General features: G+C 58.8%; 25 protein-coding genes and 1 tRNA gene. 12 read left to right on the top strand and 14 right to left on the bottom strand.

Features of this window, described 5'->3' with window-relative positions; genetic code table 11:
* Positions 1 to 84 precede the first annotated feature (84 nt).
* Both cphA (KI614_RS04160) and cphA (KI614_RS04155) read left to right on the top strand, forming a co-directional pair.
* Complete coding sequence (cphA, locus tag KI614_RS04160) at positions 85 to 2,340, top strand: cyanophycin synthetase (protein WP_226408091.1); 2,256 nt, start codon at positions 85 to 87, stop codon at positions 2,338 to 2,340.
* A gap of 15 nt (positions 2,341 to 2,355) precedes the next feature.
* Positions 2,356 to 4,929, top strand: a complete 2,574-nt coding sequence (gene cphA, locus KI614_RS04155; protein ID WP_226408090.1) for a cyanophycin synthetase — start codon at positions 2,356 to 2,358, stop codon at positions 4,927 to 4,929.
* 61 nt (positions 4,930 to 4,990) lie between these two features.
* Here cphA (KI614_RS04155) and KI614_RS04150 read toward each other — a convergent pair whose 3' ends face one another.
* From KI614_RS04150 to KI614_RS04110, 9 genes are all read right to left on the bottom strand, one after another.
* On the bottom strand, positions 4,991 to 5,416 hold the full coding sequence (locus tag KI614_RS04150; RefSeq protein WP_226408089.1) for a bacteriohemerythrin: 426 nt from the start codon (positions 5,414 to 5,416) through the stop codon (positions 4,991 to 4,993).
* Between the two features lie 107 nt (positions 5,417 to 5,523).
* Positions 5,524 to 5,997 carry an AsnC family transcriptional regulator gene (locus KI614_RS04145; protein ID WP_226408088.1) on the bottom strand — a complete coding sequence of 158 codons (474 nt, stop codon included), beginning with the start codon at positions 5,995 to 5,997 and terminating at the stop codon, positions 5,524 to 5,526.
* Positions 5,997 to 6,455, bottom strand: coding sequence for an Lrp/AsnC family transcriptional regulator (locus tag KI614_RS04140; RefSeq protein WP_226408087.1), 459 nt, complete (start codon positions 6,453 to 6,455; stop codon positions 5,997 to 5,999). The genes KI614_RS04145 and KI614_RS04140 overlap by 1 nt, the downstream gene beginning before the upstream one ends.
* Positions 6,448 to 7,416 carry an Lrp/AsnC family transcriptional regulator gene (locus tag KI614_RS04135; protein ID WP_226408086.1) on the bottom strand — a complete coding sequence of 323 codons (969 nt, stop codon included), beginning with the start codon at positions 7,414 to 7,416 and terminating at the stop codon, positions 6,448 to 6,450. Before KI614_RS04135 ends, KI614_RS04140 begins: the two co-directional genes overlap by 8 nt.
* Complete coding sequence (locus tag KI614_RS04130) at positions 7,416 to 8,588, bottom strand: cytochrome D1 domain-containing protein (protein WP_413464173.1); 1,173 nt, start codon at positions 8,586 to 8,588, stop codon at positions 7,416 to 7,418. Before KI614_RS04130 ends, KI614_RS04135 begins: the two co-directional genes overlap by 1 nt.
* Entirely contained in the window at positions 8,585 to 8,899 is a 315-nt protein-coding gene (locus tag KI614_RS04125; protein WP_305852116.1) for a c-type cytochrome, read from the bottom strand. Before KI614_RS04125 ends, KI614_RS04130 begins: the two co-directional genes overlap by 4 nt.
* Complete coding sequence (locus KI614_RS04120) at positions 8,889 to 9,179, bottom strand: plastocyanin/azurin family copper-binding protein (protein WP_226408085.1); 291 nt, start codon at positions 9,177 to 9,179, stop codon at positions 8,889 to 8,891. The genes KI614_RS04125 and KI614_RS04120 overlap by 11 nt, the downstream gene beginning before the upstream one ends.
* Positions 9,180 to 9,241: 62 nt before the next feature.
* Positions 9,242 to 10,084, bottom strand: a complete 843-nt coding sequence (locus KI614_RS04115; protein WP_226408083.1) for an ethylbenzene dehydrogenase-related protein — start codon at positions 10,082 to 10,084, stop codon at positions 9,242 to 9,244.
* A 124-nt stretch (positions 10,085 to 10,208) separates the two neighbouring features.
* Positions 10,209 to 11,891 carry a cytochrome D1 domain-containing protein gene (locus tag KI614_RS04110; protein ID WP_226408081.1) on the bottom strand — a complete coding sequence of 561 codons (1,683 nt, stop codon included), beginning with the start codon at positions 11,889 to 11,891 and terminating at the stop codon, positions 10,209 to 10,211.
* A gap of 258 nt (positions 11,892 to 12,149) precedes the next feature.
* On the opposite strand from KI614_RS04110, the gene cobA reads away from it, so the two are divergent.
* The 8 genes from cobA to secF all read left to right on the top strand — a co-directional run bounded on the left by cobA (position 12,150) and on the right by secF (position 18,888).
* The gene (gene cobA, locus KI614_RS04105; protein ID WP_413464172.1) at positions 12,150 to 12,914 is read left to right on the top strand and encodes a uroporphyrinogen-III C-methyltransferase; all 765 of its coding nucleotides are present in this window, start codon (positions 12,150 to 12,152) and stop codon (positions 12,912 to 12,914) included.
* Positions 12,911 to 13,312: a Rap1a/Tai family immunity protein gene (locus KI614_RS04100; protein ID WP_226408077.1), complete on the top strand. Its 402-nt coding sequence runs from the start codon at positions 12,911 to 12,913 to the stop codon at positions 13,310 to 13,312. Before cobA ends, KI614_RS04100 begins: the two co-directional genes overlap by 4 nt.
* A 25-nt stretch (positions 13,313 to 13,337) precedes the next feature.
* Positions 13,338 to 13,422 (top strand) — tRNA-Leu (locus KI614_RS04095).
* A gap of 61 nt (positions 13,423 to 13,483) precedes the next feature.
* On the top strand, positions 13,484 to 14,530 hold the full coding sequence (queA, locus tag KI614_RS04090; protein WP_226408075.1) for a tRNA preQ1(34) S-adenosylmethionine ribosyltransferase-isomerase QueA: 1,047 nt from the start codon (positions 13,484 to 13,486) through the stop codon (positions 14,528 to 14,530).
* The gene (gene tgt / locus KI614_RS04085) at positions 14,520 to 15,629 is read left to right on the top strand and encodes a tRNA guanosine(34) transglycosylase Tgt (RefSeq protein WP_226408074.1); all 1,110 of its coding nucleotides are present in this window, start codon (positions 14,520 to 14,522) and stop codon (positions 15,627 to 15,629) included. The genes queA and tgt overlap by 11 nt, the downstream gene beginning before the upstream one ends.
* Positions 15,630 to 15,674: 45 nt before the next feature.
* Complete coding sequence (gene yajC / locus KI614_RS04080; protein ID WP_226408073.1) at positions 15,675 to 16,001, top strand: preprotein translocase subunit YajC; 327 nt, start codon at positions 15,675 to 15,677, stop codon at positions 15,999 to 16,001.
* 46 nt (positions 16,002 to 16,047) lie between these two features.
* Positions 16,048 to 17,931, top strand: coding sequence for a protein translocase subunit SecD (gene secD / locus KI614_RS04075; RefSeq protein WP_226408072.1), 1,884 nt, complete (start codon positions 16,048 to 16,050; stop codon positions 17,929 to 17,931).
* A gap of 12 nt (positions 17,932 to 17,943) precedes the next feature.
* Positions 17,944 to 18,888, top strand: a complete 945-nt coding sequence (secF, locus tag KI614_RS04070) for a protein translocase subunit SecF (RefSeq protein ID WP_226408071.1) — start codon at positions 17,944 to 17,946, stop codon at positions 18,886 to 18,888.
* 84 nt (positions 18,889 to 18,972) lie between these two features.
* Here secF and KI614_RS04065 read toward each other — a convergent pair whose 3' ends face one another.
* From KI614_RS04065 to purB, 5 genes are all read right to left on the bottom strand, one after another.
* Positions 18,973 to 19,665: a cytochrome b/b6 domain-containing protein gene (locus KI614_RS04065; RefSeq protein WP_226408070.1), complete on the bottom strand. Its 693-nt coding sequence runs from the start codon at positions 19,663 to 19,665 to the stop codon at positions 18,973 to 18,975.
* Positions 19,666 to 19,734: 69 nt separating this feature from the next.
* A complete protein-coding gene (locus KI614_RS04060) occupies positions 19,735 to 20,190 on the bottom strand; it encodes a c-type cytochrome (protein WP_203468811.1) in 456 nt (151 codons plus the stop codon).
* A gap of 163 nt (positions 20,191 to 20,353) precedes the next feature.
* Positions 20,354 to 20,671: a DUF2322 family protein gene (locus tag KI614_RS04055; RefSeq protein ID WP_226408069.1), complete on the bottom strand. Its 318-nt coding sequence runs from the start codon at positions 20,669 to 20,671 to the stop codon at positions 20,354 to 20,356.
* Positions 20,672 to 20,947, bottom strand: a complete 276-nt coding sequence (locus KI614_RS04050; protein WP_226408068.1) for a zinc ribbon domain-containing protein — start codon at positions 20,945 to 20,947, stop codon at positions 20,672 to 20,674.
* Complete coding sequence (gene purB / locus KI614_RS04045; RefSeq protein WP_226408067.1) at positions 20,948 to 22,315, bottom strand: adenylosuccinate lyase; 1,368 nt, start codon at positions 22,313 to 22,315, stop codon at positions 20,948 to 20,950.
* Between the two features lie 95 nt (positions 22,316 to 22,410).
* Here purB and KI614_RS04040 point away from each other — a divergent pair, with 95 nt between their 5' ends.
* Positions 22,411 to 23,019, top strand: coding sequence for a glutathione S-transferase (locus tag KI614_RS04040; RefSeq protein ID WP_226408066.1), 609 nt, complete (start codon positions 22,411 to 22,413; stop codon positions 23,017 to 23,019).
* A 77-nt stretch (positions 23,020 to 23,096) separates the two neighbouring features.
* Entirely contained in the window at positions 23,097 to 24,569 is a 1,473-nt protein-coding gene (locus tag KI614_RS04035) for an IS1182 family transposase (RefSeq protein ID WP_226408065.1), read from the top strand.
* Positions 24,570 to 24,617 lie beyond the last annotated feature (48 nt).

The raw sequence follows: 24,617 nt of genomic DNA, 5'->3' as shown, positions 1-24,617 counted from the left end.
TCCATCCTCCGCTGAAAGCGTTAATAATTCACAACTGCCCCAATAACAAACTTTGACCGTGGAACGGAGCCGGGCGATACAAGTATGAGCAAAAAAGAAATCATCATTCGGGACATCATTTCCCTGCGTGGCCCAAGCATCTGGACCTACCCGCCCGCCCTCGAAGCCTGGATCGACATTGGCGAATTCGAAGACTATCCGAGCAACAAACTGCCCGGCTTCACAGAGCGCCTGAAAGCCTGGCTGCCCTCGCTGGTCGAGCACCGCTGCAATTACGGCGAACACGGTGGTTTCCTGCGCCGGCTCGACGAAGGCACCTGGATCGGCCACGTCCTTGAACACGTCGCCCTTGAACTGATGACCCTGGGCGGCCTGCCCGACGGCTTCGGACGGACTCGCGAAACGACAACGCGGGGCGTCTACAAACTGGTCGTCAGCAACTGGCAGGACGACATCACCCGCACGGCGCTCGACATCGGGATTGCCCTGATCATGGCCGCCGTCGAAGACAAGCCTTTCGACATGGCCGAAGCGATCACGACCATGCGCCGCCGGGTCGACCGCAAATACCTCGGCCCATCGACGGCCGCCATCGTCAATGCCGGCGAAGCGCGCGGCATTCCGGCGATTCGCCTGCTCGAAGACGGCAATCTCGTTCAACTGGGCTACGGCGCCTCGGCCCGCCGCATCTGGACAGCCGAAACCGACCAGACCAGCGCCATTGCCGAAACGATTTCCCGCGACAAGGACCTGACCAAGGAACTGATTTCCTCGGTTGGCGTACCGGTGCCGGAAGGCCGCGAAGTGGATAGCGCCGACGACGCCTGGGATGCCGCCGAAGACATCGGCGTGCCGGTCGTCGTCAAACCGACCGACGGCAATCATGGCCGCGGCGTGTTCATCGACCTGACGACCAAGGAAGAAGTCGCCAAGGCCTACGCCATTGCCGTTGAAGAAGGCTCCGGCGTCCTCGTCGAACGCTCGATCCAGGGCATCGAACACCGCCTGCTGGTCGTCGGTGGCAAACTGGTCGCCGCCAACCGCAGCGACCTGATCACCATCACCGGCGACGGCAAATCCTCCGTCCAGGCCCTGATCGACAGCCAGATCAACATCGACCCGCGGCGTGGCACGACCGAATTGCATCCGCTCTCGATCATCCGCATCGACACTGCCGCCAAGATCGAACTCGAACGCCAGGGCCTGGATGCCGACAGCGTCCCGGCCAAGGGCCGCGAAGTGCTGATCCAGCGCAATGCCAACCATGCCTTCGACTGCACGGACGACGTTCATCCCGAAACAGCCCAGGTTGTTGCACTTGCGGCCCGCGTCGTCGGCCTCGACATTGCCGGCATCGATCTGGTCTGCAAGGACGTTTCCAAGCCACTCGGCGAACAAGGCGGCGCGATTGTCGAAGTCAATGCCGGCCCCAGCCTGCTGATGCACATCAAGCCCGGCATCGGCAAGCCGCGCCCGGTCGGCCATGCCATCGTCAACAACCTGTTCGGCGCGAGCGCCACCGGTCGGATTCCCTTGGTGGGCGTCACCGGCACCCACGGCAAGAATGCCGTCGCCAAGCTGGTCGCGCACCTGATCTACCTCTCCGGCCAGCACGCCGGACTGGCCTGCAAGGACGGCATTTACCTCGGCCGCCGCCAGGTCCAGAAAACCAATGCTGCCAACTGGGAAGGCGGTCGTCGCCTGCTGCTCAACCGCGCCGTCCAGGCTGCGGTGATCGAGAACGGCGCGCCGGTCATTCTGGGCGAAGGTCTGGCCTATGACCGTTGCTCGGTCGGCATCGTCACCAACATCGTGCCGGAAGACGAAGATCTGTCACGCTGGGATGTCCAACCGACCGGCGGCGAGTATTACACCACCCACCGCTCGATTTTCCGCACCCAGGTCGATGTCGTCCTGCCCAGCGGTCATGCCGTGCTCAACGCAGAAGATGAACTGGTCGCCGATTTTGCCGATCTGTGCGACGGCGAAGTTGTCCTTTTCGCGGTCGACCCGGCTAATCCGACCTTTGTCGCGCACCTTGCCGCCGGCAAGCGTGGCGTCACGGTGGCCGACAATCGGGTTGTCTTGCGCAACGGCAGCGATGAAATCCGTCTTTGCCGCCTGATTGATGCCCCCTATATCGGCAAAACCAAGGCTCCCAAGCAGGTCGCCAACTTGCTGGCCGGCGTCGCCGGTGGCTGGGCCATGGATTTAAGCCAGGAAGTGCTGACGACGGGGATCAAGACTTTCGGGCTGGAACAACTCGATCCGTCTGCTCTGCTCCTGCTGCGCGCCAAAAAATCGCAACCTGCCAAAAAGCCGGCTAACGGCCGAAAATAACAAGGACCAAGCGTCATGGACGTTTCCCGCATTCGCGCCCTGCGCGGCCCCAATTTGTGGAGCCGGCATACCGCCATTCAAGCCATCGTCACCTGCGAAGGTGCCGAGTGCGCCATCGCCAACCTGCCCAATTTCGAAGCCCGCCTGCGCGAACGCTTTCCGGAACTCGGCGACCTGATTCCTTCGGACCATCTCGATACCGTATCGATGGCCCATGCGCTGGAATTCGCTGCGCTCGGCCTGCAAGCACAAGCCGGCTGCCCGGTCACTTTCAGCCGCACGGCACAGACGGTTGACCAAGGTGTTTACCAGGTCATCGTCGAATACACCGAGGAAGATGTCGGCCGCCTGGCTTTCGAGCGCGCCGAACAACTCTGCCAGTCCGCTCTCGATGACACGCCTTTCGATCTGGATGCCACGCTGAAGGAACTGCGCGATCTCGATGAAGATATTCGCCTTGGCCCCTCGACCGGCGCCATCGTTTCGGCCGCCATCGCCCGCGGCATTCCCTTCCGCCGCCTGACGCAAGGCAGCCTGGTTCAATTCGGCTGGGGCAGCAAGCAAAAGCGCATCCAGGCGGCTGAAACCAGCCTGACCAGCGCCATCGGCGAATCGATTGCCCAGGACAAGGAACTGACCAAGAAGCTGCTGCACGCCTCGGGCGTTGCCGTACCGCATGGTCGTCCGGTCGAAGATGAAGACGACGCTTGGGTTGCCGCTCAGGAAATCGGCCTGCCGGTCGTCGTCAAGCCGCAGGACGGCAATCAGGGCAAGGGTATTTCGGTCAATCTGACGACCGAGGAGCAGGTCCGCCGCGCCTATCGCGTCGCTATCGAGTTCCGCGACGACATCATGGTTGAGAAATTCCTCTCCGGCCACGACTGGCGCCTGCTGGTCATCGGCGACAAGCTGATCGCCGCCGCCCGGCGCGACCCACCGCTGGTCATCGGCGATGGCACGCATACCGTCCGCGAGCTGGTCAATATCGTCAATAGCGACCCGCGCCGCTCGGATGGCCACGCCACCTCGCTGACCAAGATCCGCTTCGATGAAATCGCCCTCGCCCGCCTTGAAGAGCAGGGTTACAGCGCCGAAACCATTCCGCCACGTGGCGTCCGCGTCGTATTGCGCAACAATGCCAATCTGTCGACCGGCGGCACCGCTACCGACGTGACCGATGACGTGCATCCGGAACTGGCTGCCGCTGCCGTCGCCGCCGCCCAAACCGTCGGCCTCGACATCTGCGGCATCGATGTCGTCTGCGACACGATGCACAAGCCGCTCGAAGAACAAGGTGGCGGTATCGTCGAATGCAATGCCGCCCCCGGCCTGCGCATGCACCTCGACCCGTCCTTCGGCAAAGGCCGCCCGGTCGGTGAAGCGATTGTCGGCATGATGTTCCCGGATGGTGACAATGCCCGCATTCCGGTCGTGGCCATCGCCGGCACCAACGGCAAGACGACGACCAGCCGCCTGATTGGCCGCATTTTCGAAAGCAATGACCTGCGTGTCGGGATGACCAGCACCGACGGCATTTATGTCGAAGGTCGCCGGATCGACAGCGGCGACTGTTCCGGCCCGCGCAGCGCCCGCAATGTACTGATGCACCCGGACGTCGACGCTGCCGTTTTCGAGACGGCCCGTGGCGGCGTGCTGCGTGAAGGCCTGGGTTTCGACATGTGCGACGTCGCCGTCATTACCAATATCGGTATCGGTGACCATCTTGGCCTGAATTTCATTACCACGGTCGACGAGCTCGCCGTCGTCAAACGCGTCATCGTCGAGAACGTCGCACCGAGCGGCACCGCAGTGCTCAATGCGGCCGATCCCGTCGTTGCCGCCATGGCTCATCACTGTCACGGCAACATCATTTTCTTTGCCCGCGACCGCGCCAACCCAGTCCTCGCCACACACCGCGCCCAGGGCAAACGCGTCGTTCATGTCGAGCGTGACGCGATCATCTGCAGCGAAGGTCGCAAAAAGCATCGCATTCCGCTGGCCAATGTGCCGCTGACCCGCAATGGCACGATCGGTTTCCAGATCGAGAACGCGATGGCCGCCACGGCCACCGGCTGGGCCCTCGGTTACAGCTGGGAAAGCATCGAGCGGGCACTCGCCTGCTTTGTCAGTGATGCCGCCACGGCTCCAGGTCGTTTCAACGTATTTGACTACAAAGGAGCAACGCTGATTGCCGATTACGGCCACAATCCGGACGCCATCCAGGCGCTGGTCGGTGCGATCAACAATATGCCGGCGGTGCGTCGCTCGGTCGTCATCAGCGGTGCCGGTGACCGGCGTGACGAAGACATCCGCCAGCAGACCGAAATCCTTGGCGAAGCTTTCGACGACGTCATTCTGTATCAGGATGCCTGCCAGCGCGGCCGCGAAGACGGCGAAGTGATCGGCCTGTTGCGCGAAGGCCTGGCCAATGCCAGCCGGACCAAGCAGATCGAAGCCATCACCGGCGAATTCATTGCCATTGATACGGCCCTTGCTCGTTTGCAACCGGGCGATCTTTGCCTGATCCTGATTGATCAGGTTGAAGAGGCGCTAGCCCACATCGCGCAGCGCATCTCTGAAACAAGCTGAGAGCGCAACGCTAAAAAGCAAAAGGCCCGGTCACCCCGGGCCTTTTGCTTTGGTTGCTGCTTCAGGCGACCGGCGCGATGGCCGGGCCTTGCTGCTGGCGAAAGAAATCGACGTATTTAGTGTCGACTTCCTTGATGTGCCTGAGCAACCACTCGGTCAAAAAAGTTGCCAGGGCCGGCGAGGTATCCTCGGAGAGCAATTTGGTGCGCAACAGGCCAAGGCTATCGATGAAATAGGCATGTTCGTTGCGGTGCGTTTCAAGGTCCGGGTAATCGAACATCCGCATCAAACACTCTTCAACCCGAAAATGGGTCCTTGAGTAGTCCGTCAGGCGTTCGAGCGACTCAAATACCTGGGAATCCCTGAAACTGGTGTTCTGCGAATAGACAATGGCATCCAGGCAATCAAAGAGCACCTGGTGTTCTTCATCGATTTCATGAATACCCAGCGCAAAATTTCTGGCTCCCACACTGAGTGCTTTGTTCATCTGTCTCTCCACAAGCCGACCATTCATGGCAAAGACAAATATTATACATTAAACACTTATATTGCATTTGTTAAATATTGAACTTAATGCATTGCCGGAGCAACGACTTACCCCCCAATCCGCAACCCTGTTTTCTTGAGAATTCGCGTCGAATAAAGAACGTCATTCCCCAGGCAATCCTCACCCAGCAAGCGACGAATATCGTCAGCCTTGGCAGAGCACTCCTCGCGCGAACTCCCGTGCACCATGGCGAACAAATTGTAGGGCCAGGCTGGCAAAGCGCGCGGTCGACGGTAGCAATGCGTCACAAATGGCAAGGCACCGACGCGCCCTCCCAGCTCATCCACCTTGTCATCCGGCACATTCCAGACGGTCATGCCGTTTGCGGTCCAGCCGATGGCGTAATGGTTTGGAACAACGCCAATGCGCCGGATCAGACCACGATCGAGCAAGCCTTGCAGGCGCAACATCACATCGGCCTCACTGAGGCCAAGCTGTTCGGCAAGCCTGGCGTAGGGACGAGCAACAAGCGGCAAGCCGCCTTGTGTCGCCAGGACCAGCTGGCGGTCAATGGTATCCATCACAGCCTGGCCTCCAGTTTCATTTCAACAAAGTATTCACGCTCTTTCGGGAAAGCAAAAACCGGCAAGCCGGTATCCGCCTCGATACGCGCAATCGCCTCGGCAATACCTGCCTGATTTTCCGTCGCCAGTACGAACCACATATTCAAGGCATGCTCCCGCCGATAATTGTGGGCGACCTGCGGCAAGGCATTGACCAGTTCGGTGACTGTCTCGTAGCGCGCCTCGGGAACAGCCAGCGCCGCCAGGACGAATGCTCCGCCCATTCGCTCGATCTGGAACATCGGGCCGAAGCGCGTCAACACTTTGTCGGCAAGCAGCCCGTCAAGACGACTAATCAGTTCATCTTCATCGATGCCGAGTTGCCCGGCAACGACCGCATAAGGTCGCTCGCAAATCGGAAAATCGCCCTGCATTGTGTCGATAATCCGACGGTCGACCGCATCAAGCTCACGCATAACGCGCCCCGTTCTGTTTGAAACGCGTTAACGAAAAAAGTGTTTCATGCGCACAGGCCTCAAGCCCGTGGCGCAGACGCAGATCAGCGATCAGACTCTCGACCTCGGCTCGTTCGCGACCATGGATCATGCAGAACAGGTTGTATGGCCAGTCCGGCAAGTGACGCGGTCGCCGATAACACAAGGTAACCGCCGGCTCTTCGGCGAGCGCCCGGCCGATTTCGCTGACCCGATCATCCGGAATGTCATGAACCACCATGGCATTGGCCCGAAAACCCAGTTCGTGATGGCGGACGACCACACCGAAACGCTTGATCGCACCATCATCGAGCCAACGTCCGATGCGGCCGAGAACATCCGATTCAGAAGCGCCGATGCGCTCGGCGATCATCGCAAAAGGACGCATGAACAGTGGCAGGCCTTCCTGCAACACAGCCACCAGACGTCGCTCGGCTTCATCGATCAGCGCGGCAGGACGTACCGGGCGAGCAATCGCCGCTTTCTTGGGGGCGTTATCGTTCAGGGAAAAACCCAGGTCGATATGAAACTCTTCGACCAGCGGCAAAGGCATCAATGGATAGCCGGCCGCCTGTTCAATGGCCCCCAATGTTGCCTGCAATCGACCTTCGCTGCCCGCGGTAACGACAAACCACAAGTTGTAATGATGCTCCCGCTCGTAGTTGTGATTCACCTCCGGAAAGCGGTTGACCGCAGCAGCCACCGCATCAAGCTGTTCCGCCGGAACCGCCATGGCGGCCAGTGTCGAGGCGCCGATCCGCTTCGGAGCAAAGACTGCGCCGACGCGTGAAATCTTGCCCTCGCGACGCAGTTTCTCAAGGCCACCGAGGACCACTCGTTCCGCCACCCCAAGTCGGGCTGCCAATTCTGCAAAAGGCGCCGGGCAGAGCGGAAAATCTCGCTGAAACTCGTTCAGCAGACGAAATTCAAAGGTCTCGTTCATCAAAAACCAATACGCGTCGCACGCGATGTAAAGAAAATACCAGACGGGCTTTCGGCCGGCACTTCGCCAATCCGGCGGAAACTGGCCGTATCGTGAATCAGCACCTTGTTATCGTCGCGGGCTGACAGCCATACATTTTCGCCACGCGGCGCAAACTCCATGTGCAAAATGCCTTTCCCCGGCTCGAAAGCATGCACCACCTTGGCGGCAAGCGTGTCGATCACGTCAATCTTGCCGTTATCGGGAAATGCAAAATTAACCCAGATCTGACGACCATCCGGACGGGCCATGACAAATACCGGCTGGCCACGTACCGGAATGCGCCCAACCTCTTTCCAGCTGGCCACATCGACGACCAGCACTTCATGCCGCCCGATGGCCGGCAGATAAGCCTTGCCTTGAGCCACGGACCAGCCGCGCAGATGCGGCATCTTGAATACCGGCAGCTTCTCCTGACCGCGACCGTAGTTCTCCAGCACCTTGCGGGCGCCCTTTTCAGGCTGCCACAGGTCAAGCAGGGCAATACCGTCCTCACCGAAGAGGCCGGCCATGAAGTAGCGCCCATCCGGCGTGACCAGACCATCGTAGGGCTGTTTACCGGCAGGATAACGCTGCGTTACCGGCTGGCGTGGATTGGAAAAATCGGAAACCCAGATTTCACCCGCATCAAACAGCGCATAGGCAAACTTGTTGCCCGCCGTATCAGCCAGTCCGACGACTTTCGAGAATTGCCCTGGCGCGTATTCGGCAGGCACTTCGGAAAGCAGCTCAAGGGTTTCGGCATCAAATGCCTTGATGCCGCCCGGCGTGTAATTCTGGGCCACGACAATCCGGCCATCCTGCGAGATCGAACCACCGATGGCGTTGCCGGACTGGATGATCCGCTTGACGATCTTTGCTTCCAGCAGATCGATCTTGGTCAAACCGCCATCACGACCAAAGATGAAGGCGTAGCGACCATCGCGGGAATAAACGGCGGAAGCGTGCGACAGATCGCCCAAACCAGCGATGCGCCCGTACGGCTCACGGGAACTGGTATTGATCAGGGTGACATGACCGGTCGCCCGTTCGATGATCAGACCAAGATCGCCCGTTCCGCGCAATTGAGGGCCAGCACAGGCATTAAGCAACAGCACGGCAAGACTGCCGAGAATCAGGCGCATGGTTTTCATTGGGGAAATCCGCTCATCAGTTGATCGACAATCCAGCCGGCTTCCGCTTCCGACATGAACTGTTTCCATGGTGGCATCGGCGTACCTGGCCGACCGTAGTAAATCGTTGCGACCATCGCTTCCACCGGTTTGTCACGCAGATTGGCCGGCAACAATCCCGGCCCCAAGCCGCCCTGCAGGGTCATGCCATGGCAGGAGCCGCAATCCTGGCGGACAAGGTGGACCAGTTCCCGCTGGCGCGCAGCATCGGGCTCCGCCGCCAGTGCTGCGGTCGACAGACAACAAAGGGCAAAAATCAGCCTATTCGACAAAGACGACACCTTTCATTTCAGGATGCGGCCCACAGCGATATTCATGTCTGCCTGGCTGCGTAAATTGCCGGGACCAGCTTTCATCGGGAAACAGGCGATCCGACTCCAAACCACCTTCCGCGGGGAAAAGGACGGAGTGGCTGGTCCGTTTTTCATGATTGGTCCAGCGCACCGTATCACCAACCTTTATGTGCAACTCGGCAGGATCAAAGCGGTAATGTTCCATTGTCGCTTGAAACGTCGTCTGCCCCAAGGCAGAAAAACAAACGAGCACCAGCATTGCGGGTGCTCGTTCGAGAAAAGGCCGTCCGGTCGTCCTTGCTACTCCGGAAGGCATGATGCTTACTGCTTGACTGCCTTCACGTCACCATCGGCACCAAGGCCAAGGGTATGGCCGAAGGAAACGTGGTGGAAACGACCGGCAGCATTGTCAGCGTGAATGGCGATACCGAACGGCACGGCTTTACCCGGTGCCAGATTGACGCCGCCAGCCAGCTTGCGGGTAAAGGTCACGGTGTAGGTATCGCCAGCCTTGGCGCCTTCTGCAGCCACGCCAGCCTTGCCACCTTCCATGTTGCGCTTGTCGGTCACGGTACCGTCAACCGCCTTGCCACCACCGCCACTCTTCCACTGCATCAGGTCCATAGCCCCGGGGGTTGCGTACTTGGTCTTGGTATCAGAAGCACCCGGCATGGTTCTGGCATCCTTGTGACAAGTTGCCCAGCAACCGACCTGCTCAGCCATCGGCACCTTGTCATTCGGGAACATGATGCTGGCCTTGACTTCATTGTCCTTGTCGCCATGATCGGCACCGCCGGCCGGCGCCTTGAATGTCAGACGAACGTACAGATTACTGGCATCAAACGCAGCCTGAACGCCAACCGGGTAAGTCATGGTCTTCGGCGCGCCCTTCGGCTCCATTTCCTTGCTGGCCAGACGCTTCAGGTCGAGACTGAGCTTGCCATCCTCAATATGGCAACCGGCACAAGCCTCGCCCTTCTTGAGACCGGCTGCACCACTATGATCGCCCTTGCCGGTTGCCCATTCGATCGGGTTGGCTGCCGGATGGAAAACATGGATTTCTTTCTTTGGCACCTTGCTCCAATCAGGAGCAGCCAAAGCAGCCTGCGAAGCAAAGGCAACAAATGCGCCCATCACGGCGAGCGAAACAAAATTTTTCTTCATTGTGGATCTCCACTTGATCATGCCCGGTTATCACCAGACCACTGGGTTGATTATTGCGACGCTGGATATGCTACGGGGGCTTTCGCCCCCGTAGCTTTGTCACGAATCAAATAATCAAAAACGATTAGTAGATGTCGTGCTGGGTGTTGAAGACGTTGAACTTACCGGTCGGGGTAATCATCTTCGGATCAGTAATCACCTTCTTCAGCTTCAGCGTTGCGTCATCATAGACAACGATAGCCGACTGGTCGGTCTTGCCGCCCCACAGGGAGATCCAGACTTCCTTGCCGTCAGCCGAGTACTCCGGATGCACAGCGCGCTTGGTTGCCTTGGTAGCCGGCAGACCGGAGTCCTTGGCCACGTTCAGGACAGCCTTCGGCTTGGACAGATCGGACATGTCCCAGACGGAAACGGACTCAGCCAGATCCTTGTCCGGATTCTGCGGCGAATCGGCCCACAGGTTCTTGGACTTCGGATGGGTCTTGACGAACAGGTTGCCCGGAACGTGTTTGACTTCCTGCACAACCTTCCAGTTGTAACCCTTGAACTTGGCGTTCTTCTTGTCGTCGGACGGCGTCGAGATCAGCGTCACGACATCGGCACCGAGGTGACCCGTGGCCCAGACCGGACCGAACTTCGGATGCGTGAAGTTGGCGCCGCGACCCGGGTGCGGGATCTTGGCGACATCGACCAGCGCAGCCAGCTTGCCGGTTTTGGTGTCGACCGCAGCAATCTTGTTGGAGGCATTGGCTGCCACCAGGAAGTAACGCTTGGAAGCATCCCAGCCGCCGTCATGCAGGAACTTGGCGGAACCGATGGTGGTCGTCTTCAGGTTCTTGATGTCGGAGTAATCGACCAACAGGATCTGGCCGGTTTCCTTGATGTTGATAACCCATTCCGGCTTGGTGAAGGACGCAACGATGGAAGCAACGCGCGGTTCCGGATGGTATTCGCCATCAACGGTCATACCGCGGGTCGAAACGACCTTGAGCGGCTTCAGGGTGTCGCCGTCCATGATCACGTACTGGGGCGGCCAGTAGGAACCGGCAACAGCGTACTTGTCTTCGAAGCCCTTGAACTTGGAGGTATCGACGGAGCGTGCATCGAAGCCGATCTTGACTTCAGCCACAACAGACGGCTGCTCCATCCACAGGTCGATCAGCGACAGACGACCGTCGCGGCCGATCACATAAACATAGCGACCAGAAGCGGACATACGTGAAATGTGAACCGCATAACCAGTCTTGACGATGCTGCGGATTTCCTTGGTATCGCCGTCGATCAGAGCCACTTCACCGGTATCACGCAAGGTGACCGAGAACATGTTCTTCAGGTTGTACTTATTCATTTGCTTGGTCGGACGCTGGTCGACCGGAACAATCACCTTCCAGGAATCCATCGTGTCCTTGAAGCTGTACTCTGGCGGCACATCCGGGGTGTTCTGGATGTACTTCGACATCAGGGAGATTTCTTCCTTGGTCAGGATGTCGTCAAAGTTGACCATGCCGCCATCGGTACCGTAGCCGATGATCTTTTCGAGGCGCTGCTGGCCCAACTTGAGCGTGCCGCCCTCGGTGACGTTGCCGTCCTTGTCCTTCTTCGACCAGTGCGGCTCGAGGTTCTTGCCGGTTGCGCCTTTGCGCAGAACGCCGTGACAACCAGCACAGCGTTCAAAATAAATCTTCTTGGCCGTTTCCTTCTCGGCTGCCGTCATCTCCGGGCCCTTGGCGGCATCCTGAGCGAAAGCGGAGCCCATGGCCGCAGCCATAGCAGTTAAAGCGAGCATCCCCACAACAGTTTTTTTCATCTTTTCTCTCCTAGAAAAAAATTAAACGCGTCCGTTCCCCAACGCGATGGGCGCTAGGTTGAACCTGACGCCGCCTCCCATCCTTGATCCGAGTCAATCTTTTTGCTCAGAAGAAAATGTTTATATTCATACATATAGTTAGCCATATATAACTATCAATATACGTCTTTGGTAGTACAAGGCCGCCGGTAAACCCCGCCCCTATTGGCACATCCCATTTCCCGCATTAGGATGGCCGCCCAAAGGTACAAAATGATCATGGACAAAAAAAATACACTCCCCGCCGGCAAAGTCTGGCTGATCGGCGCCGGCCCGGGTGACCCGGAACTCCTGACCGTCAAGGCTGCACGCCTGATCGGCCTGGCAGATGTCCTGGTCTTCGACCACCTCGTGGGTGACGGCATCATGGATCTCGCCCGCAGCAATGCGCGCCGAATCTATGCCGGCAAAGAAGCCTCCAAGCACACCTTGCCGCAGGACTCGATCAATCAGTTGCTGGTCGAACTGGCACAGGAAGGACTTTCCGTCGTTCGCCTCAAAGGCGGCGACCCGTTCATTTTCGGACGCGGCGGTGAAGAACTTGAAACGCTGGTTGCCTCCGGCATTCCATTCGAAGTCGTTCCAGGCGTCACTGCCGCCGCAGGTTGTGCGGCATATTCCGGCTTCCCGTTGACGCACCGCGATCATGCCCAGTCAGTCACCTTTGTGACCGGCCACCTGAAGGACGGAACCGTCAACCTCGACTGGCCTGCGCTGGCTCGTCCGAACCACACGGTCGTCTTCTACATGGGCATAGGTGCGGCCGATGAAATCTGTCGCCAGATGATCAATCACGGCCTCCCGTCGCTGACGCCGGCCGCCGTCATCCGCAACGGCACGATGCCAAGCCAGAAAACCCTGCTCGCAACGCTGGGAACATTGCCGCAGCGTATTGCCGAATCCGGCATCAAGCCACCGGCACTGATTGTCATTGGATCCGTCGTCGGACTCCATGAAAAACTGAGCTGGTTCGAAAAAGCATGAAGCACCCGGCCGGCCTGATGGCACTTCTGCTGGCCTCCTCCGCCCACGCCTACTCAGGCAAGGAGTTGCGGGAGGACTGCCAGGCAGCAGAAGCTTTTTTTGCCCAGAAAAAACATACCGACCCTTACGACTCAGTCAAAAGTGCCCGCTGTATTTCGTATATCGCCGGATTCGCCGACGGGTACGCGGTTGGCGACTATCTTTCCGACAAGGTTGGCGTAAAACTCAACGCTTTCTGCCTGCCCGCCGAGGGCGACATGTCTTTTCGCCTGGTTCGTGCCGTGCAAGCCCAACTTGACCGCCAGCCTCCAAACAGCAGTGCCAACACGGCAGCAACCGTCGCTGCCGCACTGTCAAATGCATTTCCTTGCACGGAGACACTTGAACGAAAGAAGTGATTCGTGGATAATCCGGCCTCCATTCGCCCCGATGGCGGAATCGGTAGACGCAGCGGATTCAAAATCCGCCGCCGAAAGGTGTGCCAGTTCGAGTCTGGCTCGGGGCACCAGTAACAGCAAATCGGCTTTCCCTGCGGAAAGCCTTTTTTGTTTTCAAAGCGGATACAGCCCATGTCGTTGACCGTCGACGACTTCGACTTTCATCTCCCCACCGAACTGATTGCCCAACATCCGGCGACAGAACGTAGTGGCAGCCGTTTGCTGCATGTCTGCGGTCAACAGCACTTTGACCGCCAATTTGCCGAACTGCCGCAACTGCTGAAGGCCGGCGACCTGCTTGTCTTCAACGACACTCGCGTCATCAAGGCCCGCTTTTTCGGGCACAAGGACAGCGGCGGACGAGTCGAGATCATGCTTGAACGCATCATCGATGCGACCCATGCGATCTGCCAGATTCGCGCCAGCAAGGCACCAAAGGCCGGCAGCACGATGATGCTGGCGGATGCTTTCACCGTCAGGATGACCGGCCGAGCCGGAACAGATGGTGATTTCTTTGCGCTGGAACTGGTCGACCGCGACAACTTCTGGGAGGTCGCCGAGCAATACGGCAAGCTTCCGCTGCCGCCCTACATCGAACACCCTGCCGAAGGTGCTGACGAAACGCGTTACCAGACGGTCTACGCCCGTCAGCCAGGTGCGGTTGCCGCACCGACAGCCGGTCTGCACTTCGATGAAGCGATGCTGGAAAAGCTGCAGGCGCAAGGCATCAACAGCGCATTCGTCACGCTGCACGTCGGGGCCGGCACCTATCGGCCGATGCGCGTCGAAAAAATTGCCGATCACCGCATGCACAGCGAGCGCTTCGAAGTCACCCAGGCCACGGCCGATGCCATTGCTGCAACACGTGCCGCCGGCGGCCGGATCATCGCCGTTGGCACAACCAGCCTGCGCACGCTCGAATCAGCCGGCAACGATGACGGCACGATCTGCGCCGGCAGTGGCGAAACCGACATCTTCATCACCCCGGGCTACCGCTTCAAAGTGGTCGACCGGCTGATCACCAATTTCCACTTGCCGAAATCGACGCTGATGATGCTCGTTTCAGCCTTTGCCGGTTACCAGCCGATCCGCGCCGCCTATGCACACGCAGTGGCCGACGGCTACCGCTTTTTCAGCTATGGCGACGCCATGCTCCTGGAGAAATCCGATGCAGTTTGAACTCCACAAGACCGACGGCGCAGCCCGGCGCGGCACTGTCACACTGGCCCACGGTCAGATCCAGACCCCTGTTTTCATGCCGGTCGGCACCTACGGCACGGTCAAGGCGATGACGCCGACCTCGCTGCACGAAATCGGCGCCCAGATCTGCCTCGGCAACACCTTTCACCTGTGGCTGCGCCCGGGCCTTGAAGTCATCGCCGCGCACAAGGGCCTGCATGATTTCATGAACTGGCAGAAGCCGATCCTGACCGACTCGGGCGGCTTCCAGGTCTTTTCACTCGGCGCGATGCGCAAGATTACCGAGGAAGGCGTCAAATTCTCGTCGCCGCACGATGGCGCCAAGCTTTTCCTGACACCGGAAATCTCGATGCAGATCCAGAAGGTGCTCAATTCCGACATCGTGATGATCTTCGACGAATGCACGCCCTACCCGGCGAGCCGCGAAGAAGCCGCCAAGTCGATGCGCATGAGCATGCGCTGGGCGCAGCGTTCGCGCGATGAGCACAACAAGCTGGAAAACAGCAACGCCCTGTTCGGCATCGTCCAGGGCGGCATGTACGAAGACCTGCGTGACGAATCGGTCGCCGGTCTGTGCGACATCGGTTTCGATGGCATGGCCATTGGCGGCCTGTCGGTTGGCGAACCGAAGGAAGACATGGCGCGCATCCTGGCCCACACAGCACCCAAGCTGCCGACCGACAAGCCACGCTACCTGATGGGTGTCGGCACACCGGAAGACCTGGTTTATTCGGTCAAGGCCGGCATCGACATGTTCGACTGCGTGATGCCGACCCGCAACGCCCGCAACGGCCACCTGTTCACCCGCTACGGCGACGTCAAGATCAAGAACGCCCGCTACAAGATGGACACCGGCCCGCTCGATCCATCCTGCTCGTGCTACACCTGCAAGCAATTCACACGCAGCTACCTGCACCACCTGTTCCGCAACGGAGAGATTCTCGGCGGCATGCTCAACACCATCCACAACCTGCATTTCTACCAGACCATCATGGCCGAAATGCGGGCTGCCATCGAGACCGGCACTCTGGAGCAATGGTCAACTGCCTTTGCCCACGACCGTTCCTCGGGCCAGTGATAGAATCCTGCGTTCTGAACTTTTTAGTTATCCGGAGTTTTCTTAATGATTAGCCTTGCCCACGCCCAGACCGCTGCTGCATCTGCCGACCCGACCGGTGGCCTGATGCAGATGCTGCCGATGATCCTGATGTTCGTCGTGCTGTGGTTCCTGATGATTCGTCCGCAAATGAAGAAAGCCAAGGAACACAAGGCTCTGCTCGCCGCACTGGCCAAGGGTGATGAAGTCGTCACCCAGGGTGGCATCGTCGGCAAGGTGGTCAAGGTTGGCGACAACTACATCACCGTCGAGATCGCCGAAGGCACCGAAGTTGTTGTGCAAAAACCGTCGATCGGCCTGGTCTTGCCGAAGGGCACGCTGAAGTCCCTGTAATCCCCAAAAGGCGGCCGCTGGCCGCCTTTGTTGCTTTGAAGCCATCATGAATCGCTACCCTCTCTGGAAGTACATCACCGTTGCCATCGCATTGGTGCTGGGCTTCGTCTACACCCTGCCGAACTTTTTCGGCGAATCGCCGGCCGTGCAGGTTTCCAGCGCCAAGGCAACGATCAAGATCGATGACAAGGCCAAGGCCCGTGTCGAAGAATCACTCAAGCTGTCAGGCATCACCCATGATGGCATCCAGCTTGACTTCAATGGCGTCAAAACCCGGTTCAAGGACACGGACACCCAGTTGAAGGCCAAGGACATCCTGGAAAAAACCTTCAATCCGGTCGCAACCGACCCGCAGTATGTGGTTGCCCTGAACCTGCTGGCCGCCTCGCCCCAATGGCTCACCTCGCTGCATGCGCTGCCGATGTACCTCGGCCTCGACCTGCGCGGTGGTGTGCACTTCCTGCTGCAGGTTGACATGAAGGGGGCGCTGACCAAGCGCCTCGACTCAACCTCGGCCGATTTGCGCAGCGTTCTGCGTGACAAGAACCTGCGTCACGGCGGCGTCAACCGCGAAGGCGAGCGTCTGGTCATCAAGTTTCGCGAGCAGGAAACGCGCGACAAGGCACGCAATGCCATCGCCGATAGCCAGCCGGACCTGACCCTGACCGAGCAGGGCGATGCCAGTGAATTCCGCCTGGTCGCCACGCTCAAGCCTGAAGCGCAAAAGCGTATCGGTGAATTTGCCCTCAAGCAGAACATCACGACCCTGCACAACCGGATCAACGAACTCGGCGTCGCCGAACCAGTCATCCAGCAGCAAGGCGCCGACCGCATCGTCGTCCAGTTGCCCGGCGTACAAGACACCGCCAAGGCCAAGGACATTCTCGGTCGTACCGCAACCCTCGAAATCCGCATGGTGGACGACGCGCCCGGGGCACTGGAAGCTGCCATTGCAGGCAATGCGCCTTTTGGCACAGAGGTTTACAACGAACGTGGCGGCCAGCCACTGCTCGTCAAGAAACAGGTTGTCCTGACCGGCGACCGTCTGACCGATGCGCAGCCTGGCTTCGACAACCAGACGCACGAAGCCGCCGTTCACTTGACGCTGGATTCGGCCGGCGCCCGTATTTTCAAGGACATCACCCGCGAAAATGTCGGCAAGCGGATGGCCATCCTGCTGATTGAAAAAGGCAAGGGCGAAGTCGTTACCGCCCCCGTTATCCGGACTGAAATTGGCGGTGGCCGCGTCCAGATTTCCGGCCGGATGACGACCATGGAAGCGAATGACACGGCCCTGCTGCTGCGTGCCGGCTCGCTCGCCGCCCCGATGGACATCATCGAGGAACGGACCATCGGCCCCAGCCTCGGTGCAGACAATATCCGCAAGGGCTTCCACTCGACGATGTGGGGCTTTGCCGCCATCGCCCTGTTCATGATCATCTACTACCAGATGTTCGGTGTCGTTTCCGTGCTCGCACTGGCGTCGAATCTGCTGTTCCTGGTCGCCATCCTGTCGCTGCTGCAAGCGACGCTGACCCTGCCGGGCATCGCCGCCATCGCACTGACGCTGGGCATGGCCATTGACGCCAACGTGCTGATCAATGAGCGGGTACGCGAGGAACTACGCGCCGGCATGCCGCCCCAGGCGGCCATCTCGGAAGGCTATGAACGCGCTTTCAGCACCATTCTCGACTCCAACATCACCACGCTGATCGCCGGCCTCGCCCTGCTCATCTTCGGCTCCGGCCCGGTGCGTGGCTTTGCTGTCGTCCATTGCCTCGGCATCATGACTTCGATCTTCTCTTCGGTCGTCGTTTCCCGCGCCCTGGTCAATCTGATTTATGGTCGCCAGAAAAAGCTCACCAAGGTTGCCATCGGTCAGATCTGGAAACCAGGCACGGCAAGCCCCACGGTCAACGACCAGAAATAAGGAAAAACGGACATGGAATTTTTCCGTATCAAGCAAGACATACCCTTCATGCGCCATGCGCTGAAGTTCAACATCATCTCGCTGCTCACCTTCCTGCTGGCCGTCGTATTCCTCTTCACCAAGGGACTTCACTTGTCGGTCGAGTTCACCGGCGGCACGCTGATCGAAACCCACTACGAGCAATCGGCCGATCTGGAAAAGATTCGCAGCGCACTGGGTAAATCCGGCTTCAGCGATTATTCGGTACAGAACTTCGGCTCATCCCAGGACGTCATGATCCGCCTGCCGCTCAAGGGCGACCAGAACACCGCCCAATTGGGTGAAGCGGTGATGAAGGCACTGGAAACCGAAGCGTCTGGCGCCGAATTGCGCCGCGTCGAGTTTGTCGGCCCGCAAGTCGGCAAGGAGCTGGCCGAAAACGGTGCCATGGCGCTGTTGCTGGTCATCATCGGCATCATCGTCTACCTTGCGTTTCGCTTCGAATGGCGCTTCTCCGTATCCGCCATCATCGCCAACCTGCACGACGTGATCATCATTCTGGGGTTCTTCGCATTCTTCCAGTGGGAATTCTCACTCTCAGTCCTGGCAGCAGTCCTTGCCGTACTGGGCTACTCGGTGAATGAATCTGTCGTCGTCTTTGACCGTGTCCGCGAAACCTTCAAGGGCAAACGCGGCCTGTCGACGCCAGAAGTACTCGACCACGCAATCACCAGCACCATCAGCCGAACCATCATCACCCACGGCTGCACCCAGTTGATGGTGCTCTCGATGCTGGTTTTCGGTGGCGAAACCCTGCACTACTTCGCCATGGCACTGACCATCGGGATCTGCTTCGGCATCTACTCTTCGGTACTCGTCGCCAGTCCGCTGGTCATGTGGCTGGGCGTATCGCGTGAGCAGTTCATCAAGCCGAAAAAAGCGGTTGAAGGCGCCAATGAAGATGGTGCAGTAGTCTGACCGACTGCGCCGGTCGACAATAAAAAAGCCGCCAGATTGGCGGCTTTTTCATGCCCGGAAAATATCCGGATCAATACAGGAGAATCACCAGGCCGGTGTTTCTGCTGCCGGCGGAGGGGGTGGCGGCTCAGGTAGCCAGAGGCCACTGGCGACATAAACCGCTGCGGCGGCCAGCACCAGAGCGACCAGCAGGGCAAGCACTCCGCCACCTTTGGCCGACTCACCCGAAGCCACGTCCTTCCAGCCCGTGACCATCGGCTTGACCAATTTTTCCTTCTTGACGTGGCCGTAGAAGGCAATCGCGGCCAGATGCAGACCAATCAGCGCAAAAAGGACGTTGGCAGCCAGCGTATGCCACCCAGTCAGCCGGTTACTCAGGTTTTTATCAACCAGGTCGAACAGGGGACCGACAAAGGCAATGTCGTCATTGCTGAACAAACCGCTACTCACCTGAAAAGCCAGCAGGCCGAGCAAGCCGAAAACCGAAAAAGCCCCCAGCGGATTGTGTCCGTGAGCGTGCCAGTCGCCAGCCAGATAAGCCTTGAGCTTGGCCGGGGTCGGAAAAAACTGGGAAAACCGGGCATAGGTTGAGCCAATCAGCCCCCAGACCAGACGAAAAACGACCAGCCCGGCAATCAACAAACCAAAGCGCTCATGCCAGACAATCAAATTCCCGCCGATCAGGCCGCTGATAATCGCCCCACTCACCGAAACAACCAGCAACCAGTGAAAAAGACGGGTGGGCAAATCCCAGAGCCGGATACGTTTGCTGTTCATGTCTATCCTTTATGTTCATGAAAAAACAGGCGCCCGAAGGCGCCTGCTGTCATGCCGAACCTGAGGTGATTATTTCTTGATCTTGAAATCGTCGTGACAGCCCTTGCAGGTACCGCCGAGCTTGCCGAACTGCTCACGGGCCGCGGCGACATCACCGGTTGCCGCAACCTTGGCCATTTCGTTGGCTTCCTTGACGAATGCACCGGCCACCTTGCCGACACCTTCCTTGTTGGTGAACAACTCCGGCTTGACGCGGGTATCTTCCCAGCCCTTGCCCTTGTCGGTACCCGGCAGGTAAAGCGCCCCCATGCCTGAATTGGCAATGGCCTGGATGGCGTTGGCCGCCTTGATGACCTCGTCCTTGTTGTACGTGCCTTCAACGTTGGCCTTGATGCGAGTCATGTTCCAGGCCATGAAGGTATAGCCCGATTGACGGAACTTGATGGCCTCTTCCGGCTTGACCTGAGCGACGGCAGTGCCGGTCAGGGTGACGGCGAGCAGAGCGAGCAAAAGCTTGGATTTCATATTATTTTCTCCGTTGTTGTTGAGGTGAATTGGCCTGCAAAACGGTATACGTCTGCCGGCAGCAATTTATTCCGCACAAAAATTATATCTGTCGCGCATGACAGCACGGGGCGGACTTGTTGATCCTTTCTCACACAAACGGTGAGAAAAGATCAACAATCAATCAGACGGCAAAAACGTGTTTGACACGCAAGGCCGGGGCGCCACTTTCGATCGCCAACAGGCGGTCGATATTCGGATGTTTCCCGGCATGCAAACGGGCATCGTCGGTATGCTCGGCAAAAATCTCCAGCCCCTTTTTCGCGGCTTCAAGATTGATCGAACCATAGGTCTGGGCCAGATGGTTGTACACCGCCAGGGAACCCTGGCTACCCGCCTTGTTTTCGATGGTTGCAACCACGCTTTCTTCCTTGTCGAGCAGGTTGACCGCGGCAAGGTGCGAGATTCCGGGCAATTTTTTCAGATTTTCAGCAAACGACATTTATTTCCAGTCCCGTTTGGCCTTGACCATGCCAATGATCAAACCCGTTGTAAAAGTAGCAATCGGCACGGTAAAAGCGATGGCCTTGATACCGCGCTCGGCACCGAAGTGATAAAGCAGCCAGATCATCGGCAACAATCCGAGGAAAAGGCCGATCGATCCACCGCGGATGCCGCCACGGATCACATCCCGATCCGTGGTTTTACGCTCGCCGACGCAATGCGGGCAATAAATGGCGTCGGCCGGCACGTCCTGCCCGCATTTGGCGCACAACATTTAGATACGCTTGGCCAGTTCGGCCGCCTTGCCGGTGTAATCCCACGGCGTCAGCTTGAGCAATTCGGCCTTGGCAGCTTCCGGAATTTCCAGCGTGGACACGAAAGCCTGCATGCCTTCGCGCGAAACGCGGGTGCCACGGGTCAGCTCCTTGAGCTTTTCGTAGGCATTCGGCACGGCGTAGCGACGCATCACGGTCTGGATCGGCTCGGCGAGCAGTTCCCAGTTGGCGTCGAGGTCGGCCTTCATCAGGTCGGCATTGATTTCCAGCTTGCCCAGGCCCTTCAACAGCGAGTCGTAGCCAAGCAGCGCATAGCCCAGGCCGACGCCCATGTTGCGCAGTACCGTCGAGTCGGTCAGGTCGCGCTGCCAGCGGGAGACCGGCAGTTTTTCGGCGAGGAACTTGAGCATCGCGTTGGCCAGGCCGAGGTTGCCTTCGGAATTCTCGAAGTCGATCGGGTTGACCTTGTGCGGCATCGTGGAAGAACCGATTTCACCGGCCTTGACCTTCTGCTTGAAGAAACCGAGCGAGATGTAACCCCAGACGTCGCGGTCGAGGTCGATCAGGATGCTGTTGGCGCGAGCGAAGGCGTCGAACAGTTCGGCCAGCGCGTCGTGCGGCTCGATCTGAATGGTGTAGGGGTTGAAGGTCAGGCCGAGCGATTCAACGAAGCGCTTGGCGAAGCCTTCCCAGTCGTAGCCCGGGTAGGCGGCGAGGTGGGCGTTGTAGTTGCCGACCGCGCCGTTGATCTTGCCGAGCAGTTCGACGGCGGCGATACGAGCGCGGGCGCGCTGCAGGCGGTAGGCGGTGTTGGCCATTTCCTTGCCCATGGTCGACGGCGTGGCCGGCTGGCCGTGCGTGCGGCTCATCATCGGGATGTCGGCATAGGCGTGGGCCAATTCGACCAGCCTGGCGATGACCTTGTCCAGCGTCGGGAGCATGGCCTGCTGGCGGGCGCCCTGGCACATCAGCGCGTGCGACAGGTTGTTGATGTCTTCGGAGGTGCAGGCGAAGTGAATGAACTCGCTGACCTTGACCACTTCGGCATTGCCCTTGGTCTTGTCCTTGATCCAGTATTCCAGCGCCTTGACGTCGTGATTGGTGGTCGCCTCGATGGCTTTCACCTCGGCGGCCTGTTCCGGCCCGAAGTTAGCGACCAGCGCATCCAGCTCGGCCACGGTCGACGATGAAAAAGCGGCAATTTCGGCAAAGTGCGGCTCGGCGGCCAGCGCCTTCAACCATTCAATCTCGACCTTGAGGCGGGATTTGATCAGGCCGAACTCGGAAAAATGTTCGCGCAGGGCGTCGACTTTGCCGGCGTAGCGGCCATCGAGCGGGGAAAGGGCAGTCAATGGATTGAAGGTCATAAAAACATCCTTTTGAGTAAGCCTGCAATTTTACCTGTCCGACGATCCCCTGCGCCATACGCTATAATCCAACTCCCCAAATCAGAGAGCATGTGATGAAGCTGATCGGCTCCCACACCAGCCCTTTCGTCCGCAAAGTACGGATCGTTCTGGCTGAAAAGAAAATCGAGTACGACTTCGAAATCGATTCCCCTTGGCTGGAAGACAGCAAGGTGCCGAACATCAATCCGCTCGGCAAGATCCCGGTCCTGCTACTCGACGACAACACGCCACTCTTCGATTCGCGCGTCATTGTCGAATACATCGACAATGTGACGCCGAACAACAAGCTTTTCCCGGCACCCAATCGCGAACGCATCGAGGTCAAGCGCTGGGAAGCAGTTGCCGACGGTATCTGCGACGCAGCCGCCAGCGCCTTTCTCGAAGCCAAACGCCCGAAGAAAGAGCAAAGCGCCAGCTGGATCGCCCGCCAACGCGACAAGATCATGCGCGGTCTCGATTTCATGGCCGAAGAGCTCGGCGACAAGGCTTTCTGCATGGGAACGCATTTTTCGATGGCCGATATCGCCAGCGTCACCGCACTGGGCTACCTGGCATTCCGTTTTGCCGACATCAACTGGCAGGAAAGCCACCCCAACCTGGCCAAGCTCTACGCCAAACTGATGCAGCGACCCTCGTTCGCCGATTCAGTACCGCACGATTAAAAAAAGGCGCCAACGGCGCCTCAGACTGCTGACAAAGCCTCCAAGCGATTGGGGGCTTTATTTTTTATAATGCAGGCATGCTCAAGCCTGTCTACCCCGCCCAAACGGAACTGGAGATGGTGACGTTGGAGCAATTGGTCCCGAAAGACCACTTGCTCCGGCTGCTCGACCAGCACATCCGGTTTGATTTCATTCGTGAAGCGACCCAGCACCTGTATTGCGAGAACAATGGCCGACCAGCGATTGATCCGGTGGTGTTGTTCAAGATGTTGTTCATTGGCTACTTGTTTGGGATTCGCTCCGAGCGACGGCTGGTGAAGGAAATAGAGGTCAATGTGGCTTACCGCTGGTTTCTCGGCTTTCGTCTGACGGACAAAGTGCCGGATGCCTCGACGCTGTCGCAGAATCGGCGTCGCCGCTTTGTCGGGACGGACATTGAGCAACGCATCTTCGACGGGATTGTCGAGCAAGCCATTGAGCATAAGCTGATTGGCGGGCGGGTGCTTTACACGGACAGCACGCATCTGAAGGCGAATGCCAACAAACGGCATTTTGAGGTGCATCAGGTCGAGCAAACGCCGGCGGCCTATTTGGCCGAGCTGGATGCAGCCATCGAAACGGACCGAGCCGCCGCGGGCAAGAAGTCGCTCAAGCGTGATGACGATGATTCGACACCGCCGATGAAGGAGGTCAAGGTCAGCACAGTCGATCCCGACGCAGGTTTCATGGCCCGCGACAACAAGCCGACCGGCTTCTTCTATCTGGATCACCGGACTGTCGATGGCGTGCATGCTTTGATCGTCGATACCCATGTCACGCCGGGCAATGCCCATGACAGCCAGCCCTACCTTGCCCGCCTGGATCGGGTCATGGAGCGCTTTGATCTGGCCGTGGGCGCCGTCGGGCTGGATGCCGGGTATTTCACACCGCAAGTCTGCAAGGGCATTCTCGAGCGGGCACTGTTCGGGGTGATGGGCTACAAGCGACCCACACACCGCGATGGCTATTTCTACAAACGGGACTATCTCTACGATGCGGTCCAGGACTGCTACCGCTGCCCGGCCGGGGAGGTTCTACCGTACCGGACGACCAACCGGCTGGGTTATCGCGAATACGCCTCGAACCCGGCGCGGTGTGCCGATTGCGGCGTGCGCGGGCAATGCACGCAGAGCCGGAACCATCAGAAGCTCGTGACCCGGCATCTCTGGGAAGGTTTCAAGGAAGCGATCAACGCCAATCGCCTGAGCGACCTGGGCAAACGGCTGTACGCCCGGCGCAAGGAAACAGTGGAGCGCAGCTTTGCCGATGCCAAGGAGTTGCATGGCCACCGTTACGCTCGCTTCCGTGGCTTGGCCAAGGTGCAGGCGCAGTGCCTGCTCTCGGCGGCCTGTCAGAACATGAAGAAGATGGCCCTGTTGCTGGCCCGCAAGGCGGCAGCCTTATTGGCCAAAATCCTCGCACGAACCCGTTTTGCCGCCCCATTCGCCCGCCATCTTTGGCAGATCGGGGTTCCTAACCTGAATTTCAGAATCCGCCTCGCTTCGGCTTGAAGCCAGGAGTCTCCCTGATTTCCAACCAGAAAAACAAAACCCCCGAAA

It is taken from the genome of Dechloromonas denitrificans, from assembly GCF_020510665.1.
GTDB classification, from domain to species: Bacteria; Pseudomonadota; Gammaproteobacteria; order Burkholderiales; family Rhodocyclaceae; genus Azonexus; species Azonexus denitrificans_B.
Note: the sequence above shows the minus strand (reverse complement) of the source record. Positions and strands in the feature narration are given on the sequence as shown.